19 protein-coding genes and 2 pseudogenes are annotated in these 24,601 nt (G+C 59.7%); 9 read left to right on the top strand and 12 right to left on the bottom strand.

What is annotated here, in order from left to right; genetic code table 11:
* Positions 1-50: 50 nt before the first annotated feature.
* From ABZ728_RS11640 to tpiA, 3 genes are all read right to left on the bottom strand, one after another.
* On the bottom strand, positions 51-1,679 hold the full coding sequence (locus ABZ728_RS11640; RefSeq protein ID WP_366656294.1) for a CTP synthase: 1,629 nt from the start codon (positions 1,677-1,679) through the stop codon (positions 51-53).
* Between the two features lie 120 nt (positions 1,680-1,799).
* Positions 1,800-2,114, bottom strand: a complete 315-nt coding sequence (gene secG, locus ABZ728_RS11635) for a preprotein translocase subunit SecG (RefSeq protein WP_366656293.1) — start codon at positions 2,112-2,114, stop codon at positions 1,800-1,802.
* Between the two features lie 207 nt (positions 2,115-2,321).
* The gene (gene tpiA / locus ABZ728_RS11630) at positions 2,322-3,077 is read right to left on the bottom strand and encodes a triose-phosphate isomerase (protein ID WP_366656292.1); all 756 of its coding nucleotides are present in this window, start codon (positions 3,075-3,077) and stop codon (positions 2,322-2,324) included.
* Positions 3,078-3,330: 253 nt separating this feature from the next.
* Between tpiA and ABZ728_RS11625 the strand changes: the two genes are divergently transcribed.
* From ABZ728_RS11625 to lexA, 7 genes and pseudogenes are all read left to right on the top strand, one after another.
* Positions 3,331-5,319 (top strand): SurA N-terminal domain-containing protein, encoded by a 1,989-nt coding sequence (locus ABZ728_RS11625; RefSeq protein WP_366656291.1) that lies wholly within the window; start codon positions 3,331-3,333, stop codon positions 5,317-5,319.
* A gap of 192 nt (positions 5,320-5,511) precedes the next feature.
* Positions 5,512-6,618 carry an anthranilate phosphoribosyltransferase gene (trpD, locus tag ABZ728_RS11620; RefSeq protein WP_366656289.1) on the top strand — a complete coding sequence of 369 codons (1,107 nt, stop codon included), beginning with the start codon at positions 5,512-5,514 and terminating at the stop codon, positions 6,616-6,618.
* Positions 6,615-7,436 carry an indole-3-glycerol phosphate synthase TrpC gene (gene trpC / locus ABZ728_RS11615; protein WP_366656288.1) on the top strand — a complete coding sequence of 274 codons (822 nt, stop codon included), beginning with the start codon at positions 6,615-6,617 and terminating at the stop codon, positions 7,434-7,436. The genes trpD and trpC overlap by 4 nt, the downstream gene beginning before the upstream one ends.
* 68 nt (positions 7,437-7,504) lie before the next feature.
* Positions 7,505-8,008: a cyclic pyranopterin monophosphate synthase MoaC gene (gene moaC, locus ABZ728_RS11610; protein ID WP_366656287.1), complete on the top strand. Its 504-nt coding sequence runs from the start codon at positions 7,505-7,507 to the stop codon at positions 8,006-8,008.
* Positions 8,001-9,281, top strand: a complete 1,281-nt coding sequence (glp, locus tag ABZ728_RS11605; RefSeq protein WP_366656286.1) for a gephyrin-like molybdotransferase Glp — start codon at positions 8,001-8,003, stop codon at positions 9,279-9,281. The genes moaC and glp overlap by 8 nt, the downstream gene beginning before the upstream one ends.
* A 140-nt stretch (positions 9,282-9,421) precedes the next feature.
* Positions 9,422-9,712 (top strand): annotated as a pseudogene (locus ABZ728_RS11600) (LexA family protein); the annotation flags it as partial.
* 240 nt (positions 9,713-9,952) lie between these two features.
* Positions 9,953-10,345: pseudogene (gene lexA / locus ABZ728_RS11595) on the top strand (transcriptional repressor LexA); the annotation flags it as partial.
* Between the two features lie 22 nt (positions 10,346-10,367).
* Here the strand turns inward: lexA and ABZ728_RS11590 are convergent.
* Complete coding sequence (locus ABZ728_RS11590; protein ID WP_366656285.1) at positions 10,368-12,554, bottom strand: ComEC/Rec2 family competence protein; 2,187 nt, start codon at positions 12,552-12,554, stop codon at positions 10,368-10,370.
* Positions 12,555-12,743: 189 nt separating this feature from the next.
* Here ABZ728_RS11590 and gltX point away from each other — a divergent pair, with 189 nt between their 5' ends.
* Both gltX and gltA read left to right on the top strand, forming a co-directional pair.
* Positions 12,744-14,168, top strand: coding sequence for a glutamate--tRNA ligase (gene gltX, locus ABZ728_RS11585; RefSeq protein WP_366656284.1), 1,425 nt, complete (start codon positions 12,744-12,746; stop codon positions 14,166-14,168).
* A gap of 154 nt (positions 14,169-14,322) precedes the next feature.
* Positions 14,323-15,651 carry a citrate synthase gene (gene gltA, locus ABZ728_RS11580; RefSeq protein ID WP_366656283.1) on the top strand — a complete coding sequence of 443 codons (1,329 nt, stop codon included), beginning with the start codon at positions 14,323-14,325 and terminating at the stop codon, positions 15,649-15,651.
* 259 nt (positions 15,652-15,910) lie between these two features.
* Here the strand turns inward: gltA and lpxB are convergent, their stop codons facing one another.
* The 8 genes from lpxB to rseP form a co-directional block, all read right to left on the bottom strand.
* Positions 15,911-17,095 carry a lipid-A-disaccharide synthase gene (lpxB, locus tag ABZ728_RS11575; RefSeq protein WP_366656282.1) on the bottom strand — a complete coding sequence of 395 codons (1,185 nt, stop codon included), beginning with the start codon at positions 17,093-17,095 and terminating at the stop codon, positions 15,911-15,913.
* Entirely contained in the window at positions 17,092-17,958 is an 867-nt protein-coding gene (locus ABZ728_RS11570; protein WP_366656281.1) for a UDP-2,3-diacylglucosamine diphosphatase LpxI, read from the bottom strand. Before ABZ728_RS11570 ends, lpxB begins: the two co-directional genes overlap by 4 nt.
* Positions 17,948-18,754, bottom strand: a complete 807-nt coding sequence (gene lpxA, locus ABZ728_RS11565) for an acyl-ACP--UDP-N-acetylglucosamine O-acyltransferase (protein ID WP_366656280.1) — start codon at positions 18,752-18,754, stop codon at positions 17,948-17,950. Before lpxA ends, ABZ728_RS11570 begins: the two co-directional genes overlap by 11 nt.
* Entirely contained in the window at positions 18,754-19,224 is a 471-nt protein-coding gene (gene fabZ / locus ABZ728_RS11560) for a 3-hydroxyacyl-ACP dehydratase FabZ (RefSeq protein WP_366656279.1), read from the bottom strand. Before fabZ ends, lpxA begins: the two co-directional genes overlap by 1 nt.
* 3 nt (positions 19,225-19,227) lie before the next feature.
* Entirely contained in the window at positions 19,228-20,253 is a 1,026-nt protein-coding gene (lpxD, locus tag ABZ728_RS11555; protein ID WP_366656277.1) for a UDP-3-O-(3-hydroxymyristoyl)glucosamine N-acyltransferase, read from the bottom strand.
* Between the two features lie 86 nt (positions 20,254-20,339).
* Positions 20,340-21,008, bottom strand: a complete 669-nt coding sequence (locus ABZ728_RS11550) for an OmpH family outer membrane protein (RefSeq protein ID WP_366656276.1) — start codon at positions 21,006-21,008, stop codon at positions 20,340-20,342.
* A gap of 92 nt (positions 21,009-21,100) precedes the next feature.
* Complete coding sequence (gene bamA / locus ABZ728_RS11545; RefSeq protein WP_366656275.1) at positions 21,101-23,323, bottom strand: outer membrane protein assembly factor BamA; 2,223 nt, start codon at positions 23,321-23,323, stop codon at positions 21,101-21,103.
* 130 nt (positions 23,324-23,453) lie between these two features.
* Positions 23,454-24,578, bottom strand: coding sequence for an RIP metalloprotease RseP (gene rseP / locus ABZ728_RS11540; RefSeq protein ID WP_366656274.1), 1,125 nt, complete (start codon positions 24,576-24,578; stop codon positions 23,454-23,456).
* Positions 24,579-24,601 lie beyond the last annotated feature (23 nt).

Raw genomic sequence — 24,601 nt, 5'->3', positions numbered from 1 at the left:
CTGCTCCGTGTCGAACCTGCCCGCGCGGACGGACAATTACCGCCGTGTGCCTAGACCAAACGACTTTGTTTCATTGCCGCTGCGATGAAAGAGCTGAAAAGCGGGTGCGGATCGAACGGTTTGCTTTTCAGTTCCGGATGAAACTGAACGCCAACAAACCATGGGTGATCGCGGAATTCGATGATTTCCGGCAGGCGTCCGTCGGGCGAGAGCCCCGAGAATGTCATGCCAACGGCCTCAAGTGCATCGCGATAGTCAATATTGACTTCGTAACGGTGACGATGTCGTTCGCTGATTCGATTGGCGCCGTAGATTTCACTGACGAGGCTCCCGTCCGCGAGCACCGCTTCGTAGGCACCCAGACGCATCGTCCCACCGAAATCCTCTGATGCGGATCGATGTTCGACGCTGTTGCCGCGTTGCCATTCGGTCATCAGACCGACGATCGGCTCTGACGTCGGCCCGAATTCTGTCGACGATGCCTCGGCAATCCCGGCGAGATTGCGCGCGCAATCGATCACGGCCAATTGCATGCCAAAGCAAATCCCCAGATACGGCACCCCTCTCTCGCGGGCGAAGCGTACTGCCTTCATCTTTCCTTCGGCACCGCGTTCTCCAAACCCGCCCGGCACCAGAATGCCGTGGACTCCCTCAAGATGGATGACCGGGTCTTCGGTATCGAAAATTTCGGAATCGATCCATTCAAGCCGAACGCGGACATTATTCGCAATGCCGCCGTGGATCAGCGCTTCGTTCAAGCTTTTGTAGCTTTCGAGCAACGCCGTGTACTTGCCGATAACGCCAATGACCACTTCGCCTTCCGGCTGCTTGATGCGCGAAACGATCGTTCGCCAGAGATCCAGATCGGGTTCCGGTGAATTGGGCAGGCCGAAATAGTCCAGAACCTCTTTATCGAATCCCTGTTCGTGGTAGCTGATCGGGACCTGATAGATCGTGTCGACATCAAGGGCCGATACGACCCTGCCTTCGCGAACGTTGCAGAAGAGAGCGATCTTGCGCCGCTCGCTTTCCGGGATCGGGCGGTCGGCGCGGCATAGCAGCAACTGCGGCTGAATGCCGACCGAGAGCAACTCCTTGACCGAGTGCTGGGTCGGCTTTGTCTTGAGCTCGCCCGCCGCCGGTATATAGGGCAGCAATGTCACATGGACGAAAAGGGCGTTTTCAGCGCCGACATCATTGCCGAACTGGCGTATGGCTTCGAGGAAGGGCAGGCTTTCGATGTCGCCAACCGTCCCGCCGATTTCGCAGAGGATGAAATCCTCGTCCGTAACGCCGGACCGGATGAATTCCTTGATGGCGTCCGTCACATGCGGAATGACCTGCACCGTGGCGCCGAGATAGTCGCCATGCCTTTCCTTGGCCAGCACCGTCGAATAGATCCGCCCCGTCGTCACATTATCGCCCTGGCGCGCAGCAACGCCGGTAAAGCGCTCGTAGTGGCCAAGATCGAGGTCGGTTTCGGCACCGTCGTCCGTGACGAACACCTCACCGTGCTGCGTCGGACTCATGGTGCCCGGATCGATGTTCAGATAGGGGTCGAGCTTGCGCAATCGGACTTTGTAGCCCCTTGCCTGAAGCAATGCCCCCAAGGCCGCCGCCGCCAAGCCCTTTCCCAACGAGGAAACGACTCCACCGGTGATGAATATATACCGCGTCATGACGGCATCCCATATTCGAGCGCTAAACGCACAAAAACAAGCGGAGTGATGCAATCATCGCTCCGCCGAAGCATATCGAACGGCAGTCGCCCGTTCCTGGTTAAAAGCCGCCAGTCGCTGCTAGTTCAGCGGAACCGTAGGATCGGCCGGAGCCTCTGCCGGTGCGTCTTGGCCCATCGGAATCTGCTGGACGATGGACTGGGTCTCGGAGCCGTGACTGGCCAGGATCGCCAATGTCAGGCTCGTCGCCATGAATCCGCCAGCCAGCACTGCGGTCACCCGCGTCAGAAAGTTGGCGGATCCACGACTGGAAACCAGACCGCCGCTGCCACCGCCGCCGATCCCGAGACCGCCGCCCTCGCTCCGCTGCAGAAGGATCGAAACGACCAGCGAAAGCGCGACGATAAGATGAATGATCAGGAGTACCTGCGACACACGGTCACCCGTTCCTTGGAATGATGGGTTTCGGCTCACGACCCGCCGGACGCCTTACTGACGTCACTCACCGCGGCGCCCGAACCGGCGAAGCCTACAACAACGCGTGTCGTTGTAGTCAACCCGGTGAGCCAAGCCAACCCCGATTTTCAGGACCCGGCCTCCACCAGGGCGCAGGTCCCCGGATTTCACCTCGCCCGGTCCGGGTTAACCACAGTGTTTGGCGATTCCCCAGAATTCGTCGGCCTTCAGGCTGGCGCCGCCGACAAGAGCCCCGTCAACGTTGGCGACCTGCATCAGTTCCCCCGCATTCGCCGCTTTGACAGAGCCGCCGTAAAGCAGTCGCACGGCAGATGCATCGGCGATGCGGCTGGCAATATCGGCGCGAAGGTGATCATGAACCTGCGAAACATCGTCCGCCGTTGCGGCCCTGCCGGTGCCGATTGCCCAGACCGGTTCGTAGGCAATCACTGTGTTGGCGGCGGTTGCTGTCGACGGGATGGAGCCGGCGAGCTGGCGCGAACAGACCGCCAGAGCCTCGCCTCCATCCCGCTGCTCAAGCGTTTCGCCGATGCACACGATTGCCGTCAAACCGGCGCGATGGGCTGCCCCGGCCTTGGCGGCAACCTCGTGGTCGGATTCGCCATGGTTCTGGCGCCGCTCGGAATGTCCGACAATGACAAAGCGTGCTCCTATGTCCCCGAGCATTGTAGCTGATATGTCGCCAGTGAAGGCGCCGCTATCCTCGGGGTGGCAATCCTGTCCGCCGAGAGCGAGTCCGCTCTTTGCAATCGCCTCGCCCACCGGAGCGAGCAATGTGGCGGGCGGGCAGATCAGCATGTCGAAAGACGGGTCGGTCAGACCTGCATACCGGCCTGCCAGATCGCGGGCCAGCGCGACGCCGTCGGCGCGAGTGCCGTTCATCTTCCAATTGCCGGCGACTAACTTTCGCATCATGTCCACTCCTCTTGTCGTTTGGCGCGGGGCGTTTTGGGCACGGGCGCGGCTTTGGTGTCCGGGTTGGCGCCGATTCCAGTCCGTTGGCTCCCGGGCCGATCCCGAAGAAATGCAATCCTATATCAATGTCGGGACGGCTTGGCACCCGTTTCGGTCGAATACCTGTTGCCTTTCCCATGCCCTCTTCGGGTGTTCGATGTTGCGGATGGACCACCGGTTGGTTATGGGTTCCTCACCCGCAAAGGCATGAAGTCCTCACATGTTACAAGCGATACGCAGCAAAGTCGGCTCCTGGGTCGTCAAAATCCTCTTCTTTGTCCTGATCCTCAGCTTCGCCGTGTGGGGCATCGGGGACATGATGCAGGAGGGTCCTCCCGACGACACGGTGGCGACGGTTGGCGAAATGTCGATCGACTCGTCACGTGTCGAAACGGCGTTTCGCAACGAGATCCAGCGGATTCGCCAGAATTTTGGCATTACGCTCGATTCGGCCACTGCCGCCCGGATGGGGCTCCTCGACGATACGCTCGACCGAATTGTCGACGAGTCGGTGATGGCGCGCGCCGCGTCGGAGGCCGGCTTCAACGTGCCGAACGAAATGCTGATCGGCATGCTGCGGAATCAGCCCGCCTTTCAGGATCAGGCCGGCAATTTCTCGCCATTGCAGTTCCAGCAGACCCTGGCAGCCTCCGGAATGACCGAGGATCAATACCTCGCGACGTTGCGCCAGGCCGTCGGCCGGTCTCAGATGCTCGCGCCAATTGCGAATGCGACGGCCGCACCCGACGTGCTGGTCAACGATCTTTTTTCGTACGAGCAAGAGAGTCGCGACATCGAATACATGATCTTCGAGGCGAGCGACTTCGGGGGTGTCAACGATCCTGATCAGCTTACGCTACGGTCGTTCCATGCGGAAAACCCGGAGTTGTTCCAGGCGCCCGCCTACCGTACGTTAAGTACCGTCATACTTTCCGGCAACGAACTTGCCGATGAAATCGCCGTCAGCGAACAGGATATCGAGGACAGGTACGACCAGCAGATGGACCAGTATACGACAGCCGAACGACGCTCGTTCGAACAGGTTCTGCTGGATGATGAGGATACTGCCGCAGACTTTGCTCAGGTCGCCCGCGACAGCGCAGACCTTGATGAAGCGTTGCAGACAGCTGGCCTCGACGCATCGATCACACCTTTTTCCGAGCAGCAACGCAGTGACATCGCGTTCGACGTGCTGGCCGAGGCCGTCTTCTCGACGCCGGACGACGAGGTCGGCGACCCTGTCGAATCGCCGTTTGGCTGGCATGTCTTCAAAGTGACAGAAGTACAGGACGACAGCGTGCAGCCGCTTGACGATGTCCGTGACGAGATCAGAAGCGAGATCCAGCTCGACCGGGCGCTAGACCGCCTGTTTCAGGACGCCAATCGCCTTGAAGATGCACTGGCCGCCGGCCTTTCACTGGACGAAGCCGCTGATGAAACCGGGCTTTCCGTTCGTACGATTGGACCGGTCGACGCCGAAGGTCGCCGGCCCGACGGGACCGAAGTCGACGATATCCCGGCTGTCTCCGACATCGTTCAAACGGGATTCTCGCTGAGTATCGGTGAGACCAGCGGTCTGGAAGATCTGGAGAACAATGTCTTCTACGTCGTTCGCGCCGACGAGCAGCGGCCGCCGGAAACGCGCCCGTTCGACGACGTCCGTGAACTGGCCGCTGAGGAGTGGCGCGCTGCAGAACGACGCCGCCTGATGGCGGAAGCGGCGGAGACGGCACACGAATCGGCCTCGAACGCCCCCTCCGAGTTCGGCCGGATCGCATCGAATGCCCAGGCAGACCAGGAGTCCGAATCAGGGCTGCGACGGAATCAGAGCCATCAGCTTCTCAGTCAGGATGTGATATCCGACCTTTTCGCGGCATCGCAGGACGATATTCTGCTTTCCATCGGCGAAGATCAGGCGCTTGTCGTTCGGCTGACAGCCATTCATGAAGCCGATCCGGAAGATGATGCCGACGGTCTGGCCGAGATCCGCGATCGCGTTCGCAACCAGATCGGCAACGACCTTGTCAGCCAGTTCACGATTGCCTGGCGCGGACAGTTCGACGTGGAGGTCAATCGCGAGCGTCTGCTGGAACGTCTGGGCCTTGCCGATGTCGATCTTTCGGCTGAACCCGACCTGCCGACGGATGCGGTGGGGTCGGATATAGCCGGTGATGGCGCGGCGCAACCGATGGCGCAACCGATTCAATAGTGTCGCGCCTCCCCCCCACGGCTGCCGCGGCGGTCGTCCGAGGGGGGGCCGTTTACATTCAGAATCTGACGTGGCATCCGCGTCTTCGGGTGATACTCTATCGCGAGCCGTGGCAATCGCCGACTGAGCGGCGCGTTGGGGAACCGGCGGGGCGCCGTCCCGGAAGAATGATAACAGTCGAATGAGCGGACAATGACGGCAGGATTATCGCGCCTGAAGCCCTTCTTGGCCAAGATCGCCGATTCCGGCACGTTGTCTGAGCAGGAAGCCTCAGACGCGTTTGAAATCATCATGAGTGGTGAGGCGACGCCCGCACAGATGGGGGCGTTTCTGCTGGCCATGCGGTGCCGCGGCGAAACCGTCGACGAAATCACCGGTGCCGCACGTATCATGCGCGCGAAAGCGCTGACGCTTCAGGCGCCGGCCGGTGCGATGGATTGCTGCGGCACCGGTGGTGATTCGGCCGGAACCTTCAATATTTCGACGGCTGTGTCGTTTGTCCTCGCCGGCTTGGGTATTCCCGTTGCCAAGCACGGCAACCGTGCCTTGTCCAGCAAAACGGGCGCAGCCGATGTTCTGACTGCCCTTGGTGTCAATATCGATGCCGATTTTCGTCTTGTTGAACAATCCCTTACAGACGCAAATCTTTGCTTCCTGTTCGCTATCCGGCACCACGGCGCTATGCGGCATGTCGGACCCACGCGAACCGAACTGGGAACGCGGACGGTTTTCAACCTGTTGGGCCCACTCTCGAATCCGGCAAGGGCACAGTTGCAACTAATGGGGGTGTTCGCCGAACGCTGGGTGGAGCCGCTGGCACAGGTTCTGGGCAAGCTGGGAACACGTCGCGCATGGGTCGTTCACGGGCGGGACGGCCTCGACGAGATTACCACCACGACCGAAACCGCCGTGGCTGAACTGGTCGACGGCAGGGTGCGTACTTTCACCGTGACGCCGGAAGATGCCGGTTTGTCCCGCGCCCGGCCGGAGGACCTGAAAGGCGGCGAATCCGATGAAAATGCCGAAGCGATTCAAAGAATCCTTGCCGGAGAAACGGGCGCCTACCGGGACATCGTTTTGCTGAATGCTGCAGCCGCTCTGATCGTTGCCGGTAAGGCAAGCACCCTTCGGGAAGGCGCGGACCTGGCCGGGCGCGCAATTGACGACGGCAGGGCTGCGCGCACACTGGAACGCATTGTCGAGATCACGAATCGGCCGCCACCGACCGATCCCGAAGACGATGCTGCTGCAGACCCGACCTCCAGGAAAACGGTCGAGACAAAAGGGAATGCTGCATGACGGCGGATGTGCTTGCGCGGATATGCGCAGATAAGGCTGACCATGTCGCCGCGCGCAAGCTGGCCGCTCCGGCCGCCGAACTTGAGGCTGCCCTGGCCGGGACTGCTCCTCCCCGCGGCTTCAGGGCTGCACTCTCTGCCAAACGGTCCGTGGACCGGCCCGGGTTGATAGCGGAGATAAAGAAGGCATCGCCCTCCAGGGGACTTATCCGGCCGGATTTCGACCCTCCTTCACTGGCCCGAGCCTACGCGGATGCGGGGGCGGCCTGTCTGTCTGTCTTGACCGATGGCCCCTATTTTCAAGGCGCCGACGCCTATATTGCTACTGTGCGAAACGCGGTAAACCTTCCGGTGCTTCGCAAAGATTTCATGATCGATCCATATCAGGTGCTCGAGTCCCGCGTATTGGGTGCGGACTGTATTCTGGTCATACTTGCGGCTATAGACGACCGTCTTGCATCAGAGTTGATCGTCGAGGCCCGTCGCCTTGGTATGGATGCTCTGATCGAAGTCCACGACAGTGACGAATTGGGCCGGGCAATCGCCCTCGATGCCGACATGATCGGTATCAATAATCGGAATTTGCGGACGTTGACCATCGATCTGGCGACGACGGAGGCGCTGGCGCCCCGTGTACCCGAAGGATCGCTGGTCGTTTGCGAAAGCGGCCTATACACTGAGTCTGACTTGCTTCGCATGCGAAAAATTGGCATTTCGACGTTTCTGGTGGGAGAAAGCCTGATGCGGCAGACCGACGTCGAGGGCGCGACGCGACGCCTGTTGGGTGCTTGGCACAGCGCTGAGGCGGCACGGCTTTAAGAACGGATGGATGCTGCCGTCGTTTCGCTGATGAACGCAATTTTGCTGACAGTTTTGGTGGAGGCACAGTGACCGACCGGTTGACCCATTTCGATGATGCCGGCCAGGCACATATGGTCGATGTCGGCGCCAAGGACGAAACCGTTCGTGTCGCACGAGCCGGCTGCAGGGTGCAGATGCAACCCGACACGCTGACAGCGATACGGTCTGGAAGCGCGGCAAAGGGAGACGTCATCGGCATAGCCCGGATTGCGGGCATAATGGCGACCAAGCGCACGGCGGACCTGATCCCGCTCTGCCATCCGTTGCCGCTGACGGCCGTCGAAGTGGCGCTGGTACCGGAAGACTACGATCCGTCGGCTCCGGGGGAAATCGCAACCCTGTCCATCACGGCCACAGTCAGAACGACGGGCCGCACGGGGGTCGAAATGGAGGCTCTGACCGGCGCTGCTGTCGCCGGCCTGACGGTCTACGATATGTGCAAATCGATGGACCGGGCGATGACGATCACGGACGTAAAGCTGCTCTTCAAGAGCGGCGGCAAGTCCGGTGACTTTGTCGCCGATGCCTGAGCGCCGTGACACCATGATCTCCGTCGACGATGCGCTACGATCCATACTCGATCGTCTTCACCCGGTCGGCGAAGAAATCGTATCGATTGCCGATGCGCTCGATCGCCGTCTGGCCGCGGATTACGCCTCGCGCCGGGCACAGCCAGCTATGGACGTATCCAGTATGGACGGCTATGCCGTCAGGGCAGCGGACCTCGCGGTCGTCCCTGCCCGACTGAACTGCGTAGCCTCGGTTCCCGCAGGAAGCGGACTTTCACCGACAATTCCCCCCGGCGCTTGCGCACGGATCTTCACCGGCGCCGCAATGCCGCCGGGCACTGATACCGTTGTCATCCAGGAAAATACGGAGGTCGATGCAACCGGCCGCATCATTGTCACCGAGCCGATCGCGGCGCAGGGGCAATGGGTGCGCCGGGCCGGCCTCGACTTTGATGACGGCGATATGCTGCTCCGTCTCGGCACGACATTGGGACCTGCGGAAATCGGGCTTGCAGCGGCAATGAACCACCCGTGGCTTCGGGTCTATCGTCGTCCGCGCGTTGCGATTCTGGCGACGGGGGACGAGATCGCCCTTCCCGGCGATCCGCTTTCGGCGATATCGTTACCGTCCAGCAACAGCTTTCAGCTTATGGCCATGGTGCGCCGGGCCGGCGGCGAGCCCGTGCATTGCGGAATTGTCCCCGATGATCCGGATCAGGTCCGCAGACGCGTTTTTCAGGCGGCGGCGACGGCTGACCTGGTAGTGAGCAGCGGCGGCGCATCCGTCGGCGACCATGACCACATTCAACGACTGTTCGGCGGTCCCCCCGATGAAGGCTGCCCGACTTCTGGACAAGGGACCGCCCGGACGGAACGTCACTTCTGGAAAATCGCCATGCGACCGGGCAAGCCGCTATTGTTCGGAACATTAGCGGATACACCGATGCTCGGCCTGCCGGGCAATCCGGTGTCGTGCTTCGTTTGCGGCCTGATCTTCATGACACCTGCGATCCGCCGATTAACAGGGGCAACCACGGATGCCATTGAAAAAGAGTCAGACGATCGGTCGGTACTTGCACGAGTTACACACAAATTAGAAGCCAATGATCATCGCCAGGATTATTTGCGAGCCCGGCTCCAAAGGGACAGCGAAGGGGGCTGGGAAGTGCATGCCTTCGAAAAACAAGACAGCAGTATGATGTCGGTTCTTGCCAAATCGAATGGATTGATCGTTCGACCGCCTCATGCGGCTGCAACAAAGTCCGGGGAATTCGTTTCGGTTATTAAGCTTTAACGGATTCACTTCCCTGGGTCGCGAGAAATGTTGTCCCGGGATTGCCGAAGACGGTTGCGTTTTTGTTTTGTTCTGTCTATCATAGTTGCTCGCACGTCCAATCAACAGACGTGTTCCTCACCAATCGACCGGGGCGAAGGATGCTAACGCGGAAGCAAAAAGAATTGCTGGTCTTCATTCATCACCGTCTCAGTCACGGGGGCGTCTCTCCGTCCTTCGATGAGATGCGCGATGCCTTGGGCCTCAAGTCAAAGTCAGGCATACATCGCCTGATCAGCGGGCTTGAAGAACGTGGCGTCATCAGACGCCTGCCGCACCGGGCGAGAGCACTGGAAGTCATCCGATTGCCGGAAGGATTTTCGTCGCAAGCAGCAGAATCGCCACGCAGTCCTGCGACAGGGGATGCGTCCAGGGGCGTCAGCGGTCAATTCGGTGCTCAGTCCGATCCGATGGAGCCCGCACACAATGCGCAACAGGGATCGGGAGCACAATCATCGCCGTGGGGATCGCCGCGCCCGGGATCACCATCAGGGGCAGGCTTGCCTGAAACGGCGGCGGAGCCGATCTCTCTCCACCCTCGCCGACCCTCTGCAGCGGGACTTCATCGGCAGGAATCCTCCTCCCCGACAAGGACCATTCCCGCGCCTCCAATGCCGTCAGGTACCGAGATCGTATCCTTGCCGCTTTATGGCCGAATCGCCGCCGGCACTCCGATCGAGGCGCTCCGGGACATGTCGGCTTTCGCCGACATCCCCGCAAGCATGATCGGATCAGGCGACCACTATGCCCTGGAGGTCGAGGGCGACAGCATGATCGACGCCGGTATTCACGATGGCGATCTCGCCATCATTCGGCGTCAGTCCATAGCTGACAACGGGAACATCGTCGTCGCGTTGGTCGACGGGCTGGAAGCCACTCTGAAACGGTTCCGCAGACGCAGCGGGGCCATTGCTCTGGAGGCCGCAAACCAGGCGTACGAGACCCGGCTATTGCCCCCGGACAGAGTAGAGGTTCAGGGCCAACTTGTGGCGTTGATTCGGCGGTATGATCAGCGGGCGCGTTAGGGCGACCCATCTCTGGAGTCGTCTAGGGCGGGTCCCGATGCCATTGTGACCAGGGGCGGGCGCCTGTATGGCCCCGTACCGTGCGTATATCCAGCGATGATCCGTGGACTGTCACGGAGACGCTTCCCTCCGAATCCAGATAGGATCGATCGATGATCGGTGTACGTCCGCAGTGGGGCGGAGGCGGCGAGACGGTCATCTGCGTCAAAAGAATATCGACGACTGCACAGTCTTCGCTAACGGCCCGCCTTGTTAAAGCGACGGCGACCGTGGGGCCCTCGTCACCGAGACGCAGGATACATCCCTCGGCATCGCAGTTGAGGTTGTCGTTGCGAAGGCGACGCTGATCCGGATTCGTGGCTGATCCTGCCAGCGGCAAGAGGTGCGTGCGGCTGACCAGCCCCCACCGACGCCACAGTTCCCTCGTGTAGTCGGACATCCGGGCATCGGAAAGCCAGAGCGTTCTATCGCCGCGGGATTGAGTGCTTTGATTTCTGCTGGTCAACACGACGCCAATCGTGCCATCGCGCGCGTCGACGAAGACCGCAATCGGCGGAGTCGTCGCCATCACCGAGACGCCCAGCGCAAGCGGGCCCAAGGCGAGGAGTCTGCCAGGTCCGCGAAACAGGGCGAGCCAGATGCCCGCTGCAGCGACGATTCCGATCGTCGGCACATCCGGCTTTGGAACCGTCAGGGCCGCAGAAGGCCACTCGGCTGCCTGTTTAGCGACGGCAAGGAGAATATCGACGCCGACAGCCATGACTTTCAGCGGCGGGCCCTCTAATCCGACGGTCATCGCGGCAAGGGACACGATGCCGGCAGGCATGATCCAGAATGCCGTCAGGGGAACGGCCACCAGATTCGATACCAGACCGTAGGAAGCAAGATGTTGAAAATGGAAGATCGCGAATGGCGCCGTCGCCAAGCCGGCGATGACGCTGGTCAGCAGCACTCCGCCGGCATATTGGACAGTACGGTGAAGGGTGCCGGTTCCCTCTGACAGCAGACGCCTCACGCCATCGCGCGTCATCGCTTCATACGTCGCAATGAGGGCGATGACCGCAGCAAAAGACATCTGAAAGCCGGGCCCGATCACGCTCGATGGCGCGATGGTCATCACGGCCGTTGCGGCGACGGCGACCAGGCGCATCGATAGCGGCCAGCGATCGAGCAGGACGGCCAATAGAGCGAGGGCTGTCATGATGAACGCCCGTTGCGTTGGAACCGTCGCCCCAACGGCCGCCGTATAACAGAACGCGGCGATGATACCAGCCACCGCCGAGATCTTCTTGCCGTCCCAGCGGTCGGCAGCATACGGCCAGAGGGCGACCGCCAGACGCGTTCCGGCCAGAAAGAATCCTGCCACCAAACCGACATGCAGCCCGGAAATTGCCAGCAAATGAGCAAGCCCGGCATCGCGCAACTGATCGTAGATCACAGCCGGCATTCCTGATCGATCACCAGTCAGAAGCGCGACGGCGATGCTGGCTGCGGGCTGATCGATCGAAGCGTTTATCCGGGTCCTGATTTTTCTGCGCGCGTTTGCTGCCCATTCCAAAACCGATGGCCCTCGATCCTCGGCAACGACAGTCATTGGGGCAAGCGCCACGCCGGTTCCGTCCAGAGCATCGAAGTAGGACTTTCTCCTGAAATCGTAGGCACCCGGAAGTGCCGGACCCGGCGGCGGAAACACAAGAGCACGGACCGCGACCCGATCACCGATTGCCGGAATACGTCGGTCGGCTCGATCGAGACGCAGGCGGATAGATCTCGAAACCCCGAGTATCATCGTGTCGTCAAGCCGGATTCTGGTCCGGTCGGTCGATCGCTCAATATCGGAAACGGTGCCTTCGACGATGATCGCGCCCGTCGAAGCCTCGATCATTGCGCTGTCGGCGCCATCGGCATTCGTCTTCGCCAATACGAATCCCAGTACGAAGCAGGCCGCCAATACCGGCCAGACGGCATGTCCGATAGCAAACCTGACCAGCGCAAGGGCTATCAACAGTCCGGCGGCCGCCCACGCGACGGAATCTGCGGCCGGCTCCATCGATAGTCCATAGTAGGTACTTATGCCGCAGATCAGTGAAACGGGGATCAACAGCGGCCATCGTTCGCTCCATCCGAGCCAACGGTCGGCCGCCTCGGCAATTTCTGCCGCTGCGCCCTCCCCTGCACTTCCCGCATATAGCGATATGAACGATTTCATTATGATGTCCCGCTGGGTCACGCAGCGGGTTAGGGCGCATTCCCGTGAATGTAAACATCTCGGAGCGTGTTTTGCAATCCAGGGACGAATTCGGCGATTTTCGATGCGGTGTTGCGCTGCGGGATGCAATCGCGGAAGCATTATGGTAAGACCCGCTCCACCCGAGGTCAGACAACGAAACGCCCCATCATGGTTGATAATCCCAAGGTCGTAACCCGCTTCGCGCCGTCGCCCACCGGCTTTCTTCACATCGGGGGCGCACGCACTGCCCTGTTCAACTGGCTCCTGGCGCGCCACTACGGCGGGCAGTTCCTTTTGCGTATCGAGGACACGGATCGCAACCGATCGACGCCGGAGGCCGTGGAAGCGATCATCAAGGGCCTGCAGTGGCTGGGACTGGATTGGGACGGTGAGCCGATTTCCCAGTTCTCACGCCGGGAGCGGCATACCGAGGTTGCCTACAAACTGCTGGAGGCTGGACACGCATATCGCTGCTACGCGTCGCAGGAAGAATTGACGGCGATGCGTGAGCAAGCGCGCGCAGAAGGGCGCCAACCTCGATATGACGGCCAATGGCGCGATCGCTCTGCGGAAGACGCGCCGGCCGGCGTAAAACCCGTAATCCGGTTCAAAGCTCCGCAAAACGGCGAGACGACAATCGACGACGCCGTCCAGGGTCCGGTTACCGTCGGTAATGATCAGCTCGACGATCTGATCCTGCTTCGGTCCGACGGAACGCCGACATACATGCTGTCAGTTGTGGTCGACGATATCGACATGGACGTGACGCATGTCGTGCGCGGCGACGACCATCTGACCAACGCATTCCGGCAAATCCAGCTTTATCATGCTCTGAAAATCGCGCCACCGGTATACGCTCACATTCCGCTGATTCACGGCCCCGACGGCGCAAAGCTCTCCAAACGGCACGGAGCGCTGGGTGTCGAAGCCTATCGCGACCTGGGATATCTGCCGGAGGCCGTAAGAAACTATCTGTTGCGGCTTGGATGGGCACACGGCGATGACGAGGTGATTTCGACCGAGCAGGCCGTTGAATGGTTCACACTCGAATCCATTGGACGATCGGCCGCGCGGTTCGACTTTCAGAAGCTTGAACACCTTAACGGGCACTATATGCGGGAGGCTGATGACATTCGCCTTGCCGAAGCGATCCGCCCCAGGGTCGAAGCGAAGCTCGACACCGGCCCGATTCCCCAGGATCGGTGGCACCGCGTGGTCGCTGGAATGCCGGGGCTCAAGTCACGTGCGAAAACACTTGTCGAACTGGCTGAAAATTCTATCTTTTATGTCGCCGAGCGGCCATTGAGCATGACAGACAAGGCAAAGACGCTACTGACCGGCGATGCAGCATCGCTGCTCGGCGACGTCGAACAGTCACTGGCCGGCCTGGATGTCTGGGATGAACCGAACATCGAGGGCGCGGTCCGCGAAGTGGCCGAACGCCATGATCTCAAGCTCGGCAAGGTCGCTCAACCTCTTCGTGCCGCAATCACCGGATCTACGACCAGCCCTGGAATATTCGAGGTTGCGGCCGTGCTCGGGCGCCAGGAAACGCTCGCCAGGTTAAACGATGTGGTCGTGACGCGTCCATAAACGTCACGCCGGTGTCTGCCCGAATTGATCTTATCTCATCGCTCCCGTATCCTATATGACATGAATAGGCGTAGGGAGATTGCCGCGGGGCGGCACATCATCAGGCAGGGCCACGAATCCCGAATTGCGCCACCCAAACCAAGGACATGCCGTAATGAGTCAGCAAACCACAGCCGCAGGCGATGCGGCTAAAGATACGGTGACCCTGATCGACAATGCGACCGGGACCAGATACGAATTGCCCGTATACGAGGGAACGGCCGGTCCGCGCGTTGTCGATATCGGGAAGCTGTACGGCGAGACCGGGATGTTCACCTATGATCCCGGCTATTCGTCGACCGGCTCTTGCCGCAGCGCAATCACCTATATCGATGGTGAGGAGGGGATCCTCATGCATCGCGGCTACCCGATCGAGCAACTGGCCGAAAGCAGTGACTTCATGGAAGTCTGCTACCTCCTGCTCCATGGCGAATTGCCCAAAGGCAAGGAAAAGACGGACTTCTCGCATTCCATCACCTATCATTCGATGGTGCACGAGCAGATTACGAATTTCTTTCGTGGTTTCCGGCGGGACGCACACCCGATGGCAATAATGTGCGGCGTGGTCGGCGCCCTGTCGGCGTTTTATCACGACAGCACGGATATTCGGGACGAGCACCAGCGCACCGTGGCATCGCATCGACTGATTGCGAAAATGCCGACGATCGCGGCGATGGCGTACAAGTATTCTGTCGGCCAGCCCTTCATCTACCCCCGCAACGATCTCGACTACGCTGCGAATTTCCTCCACCAGATGTTTGCAGTGCCTTGCGAGGAATACAAGATCAACCCGGTTCTGGCGCGGGCCATGGACAGGATCTTCATCCTGCATGCGGACCACGAACAGAACGCCTCGACCTCTACGGTCCGGCTTGCCGGCTCTTCGGGCGCCAATCCCTTTGCCTGCATCGCTGCCGGAATCGCCTCTCTCTGGGGGCCCGCGCATGGCGGCGCGAACGAAGCCGTCGTGAAGATGCTGGAGGAGATCGGTGACGAAAGCCGGATGGCCGACTACCTGCGGCGGGCCAAGGATCGTGACGACCCGTTCCGGCTCATGGGATTCGGACACCGCGTCTACAAGAACTACGATCCACGCGCGATGGTCATGCGGGAAACCTGCCACGAAGTGCTCGCAGAACTCGGCCTTGAAAACGAGCCGATGTTGAAGATGGCCATGAAGCTCGAAAAAGTGGCTCTGGAAGACGAGTATTTCATCGAAAAGAAGCTGTACCCAAATGTCGACTTCTATTCCGGCATAATCCTGCGCGCCATGGGCTTTCCCACCAGCATGTTCACAGTGCTGTTCGCCGTGGCCCGAACCGTCGGCTGGATCGCCCAGTGGAAGGAGATGATTGAAGAACCAGGTCAGCGGATCGGGCGCCCGCGTCAGCTCTACACCGGCGCTACACAGCGGGATTATGTTCCCGTGGAACAGCGTGGCTGAGAAATGGCCATCGATTAGTGGCGAAGATCGGCGCAGAGGCAGTCGCCATGCGCCGGTCCTGCCCCACCGTGGGCGAACGATTCGAGCACGCCGTGTCCCGAGAGCCGCAAACGATAATCGGCCGCCGGTTCGCGTTCGCATCCGCCGCCTGATCGGCACTGTGTTTTTGGGTGCTTTGGTCGCAGCGGGTACGTATCTCCTGCTTTGAGAACCCGGTCTTGGACGGCGCTGTACTGACGGACGCTTCGTTGGCCCAAGGCTAAGATCCGGCCGCCGCTTGATCGACACGGCGCAGAATTGCCTGAGCCGCGCGCAGACTCGGCGGTATTGTCGATGATCCGAACATTGCCCGCGCCTCAGCCAAGCGGCGTATCTGAACCGAAGCCTCGGTCCCGCCCTCCAGAAGCGGTCCAATCGCCCCGGTAAGGTTCGCAACAGTGCAGTCCTGCTGGATGAACTCGGGAATAACGGCTTCATCGAACAGGATGTTCACCAGATTCGCGTATTTGGTTGTGAGAAGTCGCCTTGCGATCCAGGCAGTCGGCGGGCTCACCCGATAGGCAACGATGTGCGGTGTACCAGCCATCGCCAATTCCAGTGCCACGGTGCCGCTAGCCGCGATCGCCGCATTGGATGACGCAAACGCATCGTACTTTTCCGTTTTTCCGGCTATGACGATCGGTCGGGTTGGCCACCCTGCGACCGCTTCCCTGATCGTCTGCTCAAGTGCAGGCAATGTTGGAAGTACGACCCGCAAACCGGGCCTGTTGCGTGCCAGTTGCTCAGCGGTATCTCCGAAAATCGGCAACAGCCGCTCGATTTCCCCGCGCCGGCTGCCAGGCAGCATGCACAGTAGAGACGTTTGCGGATCAACGCCATGCTCACGCCGGAAGGCGGGCCCATCGCCGAGATTGGCACCGCTTTCCACGACTGAGTGCCCGACATCGGTTGCCGCAAGGCCGTGCCGAATGAACCAGGATGGTTCGAACGGGAAAAGACAGAGAACCTCATCAACGCTGCGGGCCAGCCTTTTGGCCCGGCCCGGCTTCCACGCCCAGACGGTGGGCGCGACATACTGGATCAGCGGGAAACTGCGGTGACGCAGACGCTCGGCCAGGCGCATATTGAATCCGGGCGCATCGATCAGCACCATCGCATCCGGCTGCAGTTCCACGGCCGCGGCCGCTGTCTGCCGCATTCGACGCAGGATCGTCGGTATCTTTGGTAGCACCTCGGAAAGCCCGAACGCTGTCAGGTCTTCCATGGGAAACAAGCTTTCGAGCCCTTCTGTCACCATCGAAGAACCGCCCACGCCAAGAATTCTGACGGGCCGTGCCGACGACTCACGAAGCGCGCGGATCAATCGCCCCCCCAACAGATCACCCGACTCCTCGCCAGCGATCATCAGAATGGTCAATGGCCGCTGTTCGGGATTGGCGGTCATGCCTCACTCTCGTTGACGGCCGCGCCCCCGTCGGTCGTGACGTCTCCGTCTGCGAAACCATATACAAATAGCCCTGCTGCATCCGCGGCCAGACGAAGATTATCGATATCGGCGACAAGGGTACGTCCAGCTTCGGCCGCAATCCCGGAAAATCCCGCCGAAGCAGCCGACCGGACCGTGTCCGGCCCGATTGTCGGAAGATCGAGCCGTTGGTCTTGTTGTGGCTTGCAGCATTTCACAAGGATCGGGCCGCGACCCGGATAGGCGAGTTGCGCCGACCGCGCGATAAGGCGATCCGTTCCCTCTATCGCTTCAACGGCCAGGACAATCCCTTGCTGAATGACGACCGCTTGCCCCACATCTGCGACGCCCAGCTGTCGAGCGACCTTCAGACCTTTCTCGATGTCCGGCCACGCCGCTTCCGTCGGCTCTATCGACCCGACGGAACCCGGACGAAGGAGCAAGCCGCCGACGAGGTCCTGTACCGCCACCAGGCGCAATCCTTCTTTAGTGAGAACGTCGCCGACGGAACGCAACAGCGCGTCATCGCCAAGGCCGGAGAACCCATACCGGGCAATCAAATTAAACGCGCGTCGGTCCGGCCGGAGCTGAGCCAGACTGGGGCGGCGCACCGTACCAATCAGGCAAACCTCCTGAACTTCGGCCGATTGCAGAGCTGCAAGAATGGAGCCGACGGCGCCGAGACGACACATTGTGTGCTCGACATCTCTGAAATCAGCAGGAACACCATGCCCATCGAGAATGACGACGAAGACGTCGGCATCCTGCTTCTTCGCCGCATCGACCGCCAATTTCGGCAATATGCCACCGCCGGCTATGATGCCAATTTTCCTAGGGGGCATGCGCGGTTTTGGGCTTCAGCAATTTTCTATCGCTGTCAAGGTCGATGAACGCCAACAGCGAAGCCGCTGTCGGGTTGCCTTCGAATTTCGAACGCAAGGCCCGCAATCGATCGGCGAGACTCGATTCTTCGGATTCGAACAGATCCCGGTAAATCGATCGCAGCAGGTGGATGTCGTCCCGGCTATAGCCGCGGCGTTTCAGTCCGACGAGATTGAGACCATTCAGAACCGCACGATCTCCGACGACCATGCCATAGGGGATAACGTCCTGTTCGACGCCGGCCATACCACCGATGAAGGCGTTGTCACCAATGCGAACGAACTGATGAATCGCCGCCAACCCGCCGATGATAACATTGTTGCCAACCGTCACATGGCCACCAAGCGTCGCATTGTTGACCATGATGACATTGTTGCCCAGCTCGCAGTCATGCGCGACATGGGCGCCGATCATGAGAAGGCAATTTTCGCCGACACGGGTCATCATATGTCCGGATGCAGTACCCGGACTCACGGTTGCATGCTCCCGTATGATTGTCCCGCGACCGATCTCCAGCCGGCTGTCCTCACCTTTGAATTTCATATCCTGCGGCGGCATTCCGACAGAGGCGAAGGGATAAACGGCGCACTCCTCGCCGAGAATCGTCTGGCCATCGATCACGACATGTGGCTTCAGCTCCACGCCCCGTTCGAGGACGACCTTGCTGCCGACCACGCAATAGGGGCCGATCCTTACGTCATCAGCAATCGAGGCGCCATCACCAATGACGGCGGTCGGGTGAATATCAGAGGGCATCAGCGATCCATAAGCATTGCGGAGAATGTTGCCTCGGCGCAAACCGCGCCCTCAACCAGAGCTTCTCCTGTAAACTTCCAGACATTGCGCCGGTTCTGCAGGCGGTTTACGTTTATTTCGACCCTATCACCGGGGACGACAGGCTTGCGGAAGCGGGCAGTATCGATTGTCATAAAATAGACAAGCTTACCTTCCGCCTCTGGCCCCAGGCTGTGAACAACCAGGACGCCGGCTGTCTGAGCCATAGCCTCAACAATAAGAACACCGGGCATTACCGGTCGCTCAGGAAAATGACCGGCAAAAAACGATTCGTTGATGGAAACGTTCTTAATCCCAGTCGCGCTCTGGCCAGCAACGATGTTTTCGATACGATCGACCATGAGCATTGGATAGCGATGCGGAATCATCTCCATAATCCGCATGATATCCATACGTTCCATCTTCGCGTCGTCGGAGGCGCTCGTCTCCATGCCCTATTCGTCCTTTTTCTTCTTCGCCATGGCTCTGAGAACCACATGCTGACGCCAGAATTCCCTGATCGGAATGGCCGGTGTGCCCAGCATGTCGGATCCCGGCGGGACATCACGCATGACACCCGAAAGGGCGCCAATCCTGCTGCCGGTACCAATAGTTAGATGACCAGCGATCCCGGCCTGGGCGGCAATGACCGAACCCGTTTCTACCACGGAACTGCCTGCGATGCCGGCTTGGGCGATTATCACACAACCCTCTCCCACCCGAACGTTGTGCCCGATCTGAACCTGGTTATCAATGAAGCAGCCATCAGCGATAATTGTGTCTTCACCGGCCCCACGGTCAACGGTCGTGTTGGCGCCAATTTCAACGCGATTCCCCACGACAACACGTCCCAGTTGCGGAATCTTCTTGTGTCCCTCAGGGTCGATCGCAAATCCGAACCCATCCTGACCAATCCGGGCGCCCGGATAAATCCGGCAATCCCTACCGATGATGCAATGCGAAAGAGACGCGCCGGCGCCGATCGTGGTCCCGGCACCAATCCGGACACCGTCGCCGATCGTAGCGTTGGCCCCGATGCGGCAACCGGACCCGATTTCCGCTTCGCGCCCAATTACAGCCCCGGCGCCGATGTCGACCGGGTCTCCGATGATTGCAAATTCATCGATCACCGCACGACCGTGCACCCTGGTGGCTGTGACTTTGTCCGGGTAAAACGCCGTCGCCACGGCGGCATAGGCTTTGTAGGGTTCCGCGACGACAAGACCGGCCATCGCAGGCGGGAGCCGACCCTCTAGCCGAGGCGCGACGATGCAGGCTCTGGCGCCACTTTGCCCGAGATCCGGCAAATATTTTTCAGAATCCGCAAATGTTATGGCTCCGCTGCCTACGGTTCGGATTGGCCCGGCATCCACGATTTCAGTTTCCCGATCGCCGGCCCCCATGATCCGTCCGTCAATCAGGTCAGCCAATTGTCCCAAAGAAAAGGGGCCGCAGTTCGAGAAAAAACGGGAATCGGCCATCGTATACCTTGACCTGTTGAACGTTGAGTTCGGGACGACGGATTTGCAAGCCCACGCCGGATCGCAGCCCAGACTCAGTCACGGCGCTAACGATCCTCGGTCAGCGCAACGCTGACGAAAGGCAGTTCTTCGTTCAACTGAGCAAGGGCCTCATCGTTGAAGTCAAGTCGTTCACTCATTAAAATGACTTCTGCCCGGTTGAGAACGAGGTTGGCCCGGTTCTCTTCGGCTATGCCGTGAATGATGGCCACGAGTTCTGTTCGAATTTCCTGCATACCGTCGTCAAGAGCTTGATCGAGAGCGGCCCGCCTTGATTGGGCCGTCCGCTGTGCTTCGGCGATCCGCTGCTCGAACGCCCGGCGGCGGCGGTTGAATTCCTCGGGTTCCAGTGAACCCTGAAGTTCGGTCAGTTCCTGTTCGAGCGCCCTGAGTTCGTCTTCGATTTCAACAAACTCTGCCTGGAAGCTCTGCCTATGTGAATCGATCTGCATTCGCACGCTTTCGGCTGCGTCCGACGCTCTTACAACTTCGCGGAAGTCAATCACGATTGCCCGGATTTCCGGAAGCTCACCACTGGGGTCGATTTCCGATTCTTCGACAACCGACGGGACGGGCATATCGCTGTCGTCGACTGCCTCAGATCCCTCGCCGCCAGAGGGGGCCGTATCGATCGTCTGACCGGCCACCGGATGCGAAACAATGATCGCGATGCCAATTGCGCCGGCCACCAAGCTCTGCGGCAACCGGGTTGCCATCTTCAAGTCTCCAGGAAACGGTAATAGTCTATTGGCTGCCAAAATGCCCGATCGTGTCGAGAACCAGAGTCGCACAGTCCGCAATAGTCCGGCTAGAAACGCGTGCCGAAGCTGAACCGGAAGTTTTCTTCGCGGTCGAAATCTTCTTTCATAACCGGGAAGCCGAAATCAAACTGCAATGGACCCAAGGGCGATTGCCAGGAAAGCCCGACGCCGACGGACAACCTGACGCTGTCTTCTTCAAAAATGCGATCCGCGCCCGTTGCGTTGGGGTCACTCGTCTCATCAATGTTGGTCAGGAATCCGACATCCGAAAAGGTTCGTCCTCGAACACCCAATTCGTTCGGCAATCCAATGGGGAACGACGCCTCGACCGTTCCGACCGCATAGGTCTTGCCGCCCAGCGCGTTGCCGTCTCCATCCCTGGGACCGATTCCCGCTGTTCGGAAGCCTCGGAGATTGCGCCCGCCGACAAAAAATCGATCGGTTACGCGCACATCCTGCCCCAACCCTTCGATGTGACCGGCTTCGGCGGCAACGTTGAGGACGACATCATCAAATACCGGATAGTAGACGGAGCCGGTACCGACAGCCCTGAAGTATCTAATATCGCCCCCTAGGCCGGCGAAGTCGGTACCAACTGTCAGCCGATACCCCTCGGTCGGCATTACCGAACTGTCACGGGTATCGTAGATCAGATTTTGACCAACCAGGGATGTAACAGTCGTACCTTCCTGATCCCGGATGAACCGGGAAACGTTCGGTCCGATGTTTCGAATTGTCTGTTCCGACAGGTTGTAGCGAACTGTCTGACGAAGTCGCGGACCAAGCGGATAGCCCAGGCGCAGACCGAATCCCGTCAGCTCCTCATCGTAGGAACTGATCTCCTGGCGATCACGCTCCGTCCGGAACAGATCGAAGCCGGCTGCAAGGTCGCGTCCGAGAAAATAGGGTTCGGTGAAGCTGAGGTCGACTTGCTGCGACTTTCCCGACACGCTGAAAGCCAGGCGAAGGTCCTGACCGCGGCCCAAAAGGTTGCGTTCGCGAATGCTGGCCTCGCCAAGTGGTCCGTCCGCCGTCGAGAACCCGGCGCCAAGGGTCAATTCGCCCGTCGGCTGCTCTTCGACATTGATATCGACGATGATCTGATCCGGCGCCGACCCCTGTCGTGTCGAAATTTCGACCTTCTCGAAGAAACCCAGATTACGGATCCGTCGTTCCGTGTCCTGCAGCCGGGACGAACTGAACGGGTCTCCCTCGGCCAGCCGGACCTCGCGACGGATCACACGATCGACCGTGCGGGTATTGCCAGTGATGTTCACCCGCTCGACGAAGACGCGAGGCCCTTCGTCGATTTCATAGGTGATACCGATCGTACGGTTCTCTCGATCGCGCATGACTACCGGATTGATTTCCACAAAGGCGAACTGCTGATCGCCAAGTGCCTCGGTCAGCGCACCAATGGATTCTTCGACCTCTTCCGACGAAAACCAACGCCCTTCTCGCGTTGTCAGCACATTGTCCAGCGCGTCGAAATCGACATCGGGCAGCGAACTCGCGACATCAATTTCGCCGAAACGATAGCGTTCGCCTTCATCAACCGAGAATGTGACGAAAAAGCCTTCTCGGTCGGGCGTGAGTTCGGCTATGGCCGAATTGACACGGAAGTCGGCATAGCCGCGCGAGGTATAGTAGCGGCGCAGGCGTTCCTCATCGACCGAGACCTGATCGGGATCATAGCGGTCGCTCGTCGTCAGTAGCCGCCACCAGCGCGATTCACGGGATTCAATCGCATCGCGCAGTCGTGAATCGCTGAAAGCGCGATTCCCGACAAAGTCTATTCGCTGAATAGTGGTCAGCGGTCCTTCCTCGATCTCAAACACGAGATCCACGCGGTTCTGATCGAGTTCTATGATCTGCGGCTCCACCGCGACTGCAAATCGCCCACTCGCTTGATAGACGTCCTGAATCCGCTGCACGTCACTCTCAACCCGGGTTCGGGTAAAAACAACGCGCGGCCGTGATTGAATCTCGGCTTGCAGCGTTTCATTGTCGATCCGGCGATTGCCTTCGAACGCGATTCGATTGATGATCGGATTTTCGACAACGTCGATACGGATCACACCGCCATCCTGTTCGATGACGACATCGTCGAACAGTCCTGTTTCAAACAGAGCGGAAAGTGCCTGATCGAGTTGAACCTGGGTTACTGGATCGCCCACCCCGACAGGGAGGTAGGAAAGCACTGTACTGGCGTCTACTCTCTGAGTACCGGTGACCTGAATATCGTTCACGGTCGTCTGATTCTGAGCCACAGCACTGGAATATCCGGCCACTCCACTGGTCAATGCAACAGCGGAGGTGACGGTGCAGAATATCGCACCTGCACGGAGGAAGCGCCTGAGTGCGAGAGTCAATTCTATCTCCCAGTCTTCGAATAAACGATCAAGAAATGATATTTCTGAGCAGCGAGAAGATTTGAAGATTCACCAAATCGTTCCAGGTAGCAAACACCATGAGCGTTAATACCAGAGCGAGGCCAACCCGAAAACCATATTCTTGGGCGCGAGCGCTCAGCGGGCGCCCACGAACCGCCTCATACGCATAAAACATTAGATGCCCGCCGTCCAGCATCGGAACGGGGAACAGATTGATCAATCCGAGATTGATCGACAGAATGGCCATAAACCAGAGCAGCGCAGAGACTCCGACCTGGGCGACGTCGCCGGAAAGCTGTGCAATGCGGATCGGACCGCCGAGATCCTCGGTCCCGCGCTCTCCGGTGACGATCTCTCCCAGTGCTGAAAGCGTCATGCCGGCAATCGATACCGTCTCGGTCACCCCCGATATCGCCGAGTAGGTCAAGCTGTAGGGTCCGCTATCGGCAACGATCCCAACGCGGGGTATTTCAAATTCGCGGCCATCTTCCGTGGTCACCGTGACGAGTTCCGGCGTGACGGACTGTTCGATGGTTTCGCCGTCGCGCTGGATCGTCAGGAGAACCGGTTCGCCCTCTGCGGCGCGAATTGCAATGGAGACGTCGGCAAATCTCGATGCAGACAGGCCGTTCACAGCCGAGATCGTGTCACCTGGCACGAGGCCGGCTGCCGACGCGGGACTGTCTTCCTGGACGCTGCCGATTGTCGGCGGTGGGAACGGATGGCCGGATGTGGCGAACAGGACAGCCAGAACAATCGCCGAGAACATGAAATTCGCTATGGGACCTGCGGCGACGATGGCCGCACGCTGAGAAAGCCGTTTGTGGTGAAAGGAAACGGCCTGTTCTTCCGGCGAGAGCCCGGAGCCGTCCTGCTCCGCCGCGGGCATCGACGCGGCGTTCGCGTCACCGAACATTTTCACATATCCGCCCAAGGGCAGAACAGAGAATTTCCAGCGCGTGCCAGCCCGATCATAAAATCCGAACAACTCTGGGCCGAAGCCGATCGAAAACACCTCGATCCTGACGCCGTTGCGTCTGGCGACCCAATAGTGACCCCACTCGTGCACGAAGACGAGAACCGATAATACGATCAGAAATGCGATGATATAGGTCACGAATCCACCGCCCATACAGTCAACTCACATATTGTGAC

This window comes from Fodinicurvata sp. EGI_FJ10296 (assembly GCF_040712075.1).
Taxonomy (GTDB): Bacteria; Pseudomonadota; Alphaproteobacteria; order DSM-16000; family Inquilinaceae; genus JBFCVL01.
Note: the sequence above shows the minus strand (reverse complement) of the source record. Positions and strands in the feature narration are given on the sequence as shown.

Bases quoted from the DNA above. Each gene is read 5' to 3' on its own strand.
- trpC (WP_366656288.1), top strand. From the start codon at position 6,615: ATGACGGCGGATGTGCTTGCGCGGATATGCGCAGATAAGGCTGACCAT.
- ABZ728_RS11640 (WP_366656294.1), bottom strand. From the start codon at position 1,679: ATGACGCGGTATATATTCATCACCGGTGGAGTCGTTTCCTCGTTGGGA.
- lpxA (WP_366656280.1), bottom strand. From the start codon at position 18,754: ATGCCCTCTGATATTCACCCGACCGCCGTCATTGGTGATGGCGCCTCG.
- ABZ728_RS11570 (WP_366656281.1), bottom strand. From the start codon at position 17,958: ATGCCCCCTAGGAAAATTGGCATCATAGCCGGCGGTGGCATATTGCCG.
- lpxB (WP_366656282.1), bottom strand. From the start codon at position 17,095: ATGACCGCCAATCCCGAACAGCGGCCATTGACCATTCTGATGATCGCT.
- fabZ (WP_366656279.1), bottom strand. From the start codon at position 19,224: ATGGAGACGAGCGCCTCCGACGACGCGAAGATGGAACGTATGGATATC.
- rseP (WP_366656274.1), bottom strand. From the start codon at position 24,578: ATGGGCGGTGGATTCGTGACCTATATCATCGCATTTCTGATCGTATTA.
- trpD (WP_366656289.1), top strand. From the start codon at position 5,512: ATGACGGCAGGATTATCGCGCCTGAAGCCCTTCTTGGCCAAGATCGCC.
- gltX (WP_366656284.1), top strand. From the start codon at position 12,744: ATGGTTGATAATCCCAAGGTCGTAACCCGCTTCGCGCCGTCGCCCACC.
- glp (WP_366656286.1), top strand. From the start codon at position 8,001: ATGCCTGAGCGCCGTGACACCATGATCTCCGTCGACGATGCGCTACGA.
- gltA (WP_366656283.1), top strand. From the start codon at position 14,323: ATGAGTCAGCAAACCACAGCCGCAGGCGATGCGGCTAAAGATACGGTG.
- lpxD (WP_366656277.1), bottom strand. From the start codon at position 20,253: ATGGCCGATTCCCGTTTTTTCTCGAACTGCGGCCCCTTTTCTTTGGGA.
- ABZ728_RS11590 (WP_366656285.1), bottom strand. From the start codon at position 12,554: ATGAAATCGTTCATATCGCTATATGCGGGAAGTGCAGGGGAGGGCGCA.
- ABZ728_RS11625 (WP_366656291.1), top strand. From the start codon at position 3,331: ATGTTACAAGCGATACGCAGCAAAGTCGGCTCCTGGGTCGTCAAAATC.
- ABZ728_RS11550 (WP_366656276.1), bottom strand. From the start codon at position 21,008: ATGGCAACCCGGTTGCCGCAGAGCTTGGTGGCCGGCGCAATTGGCATC.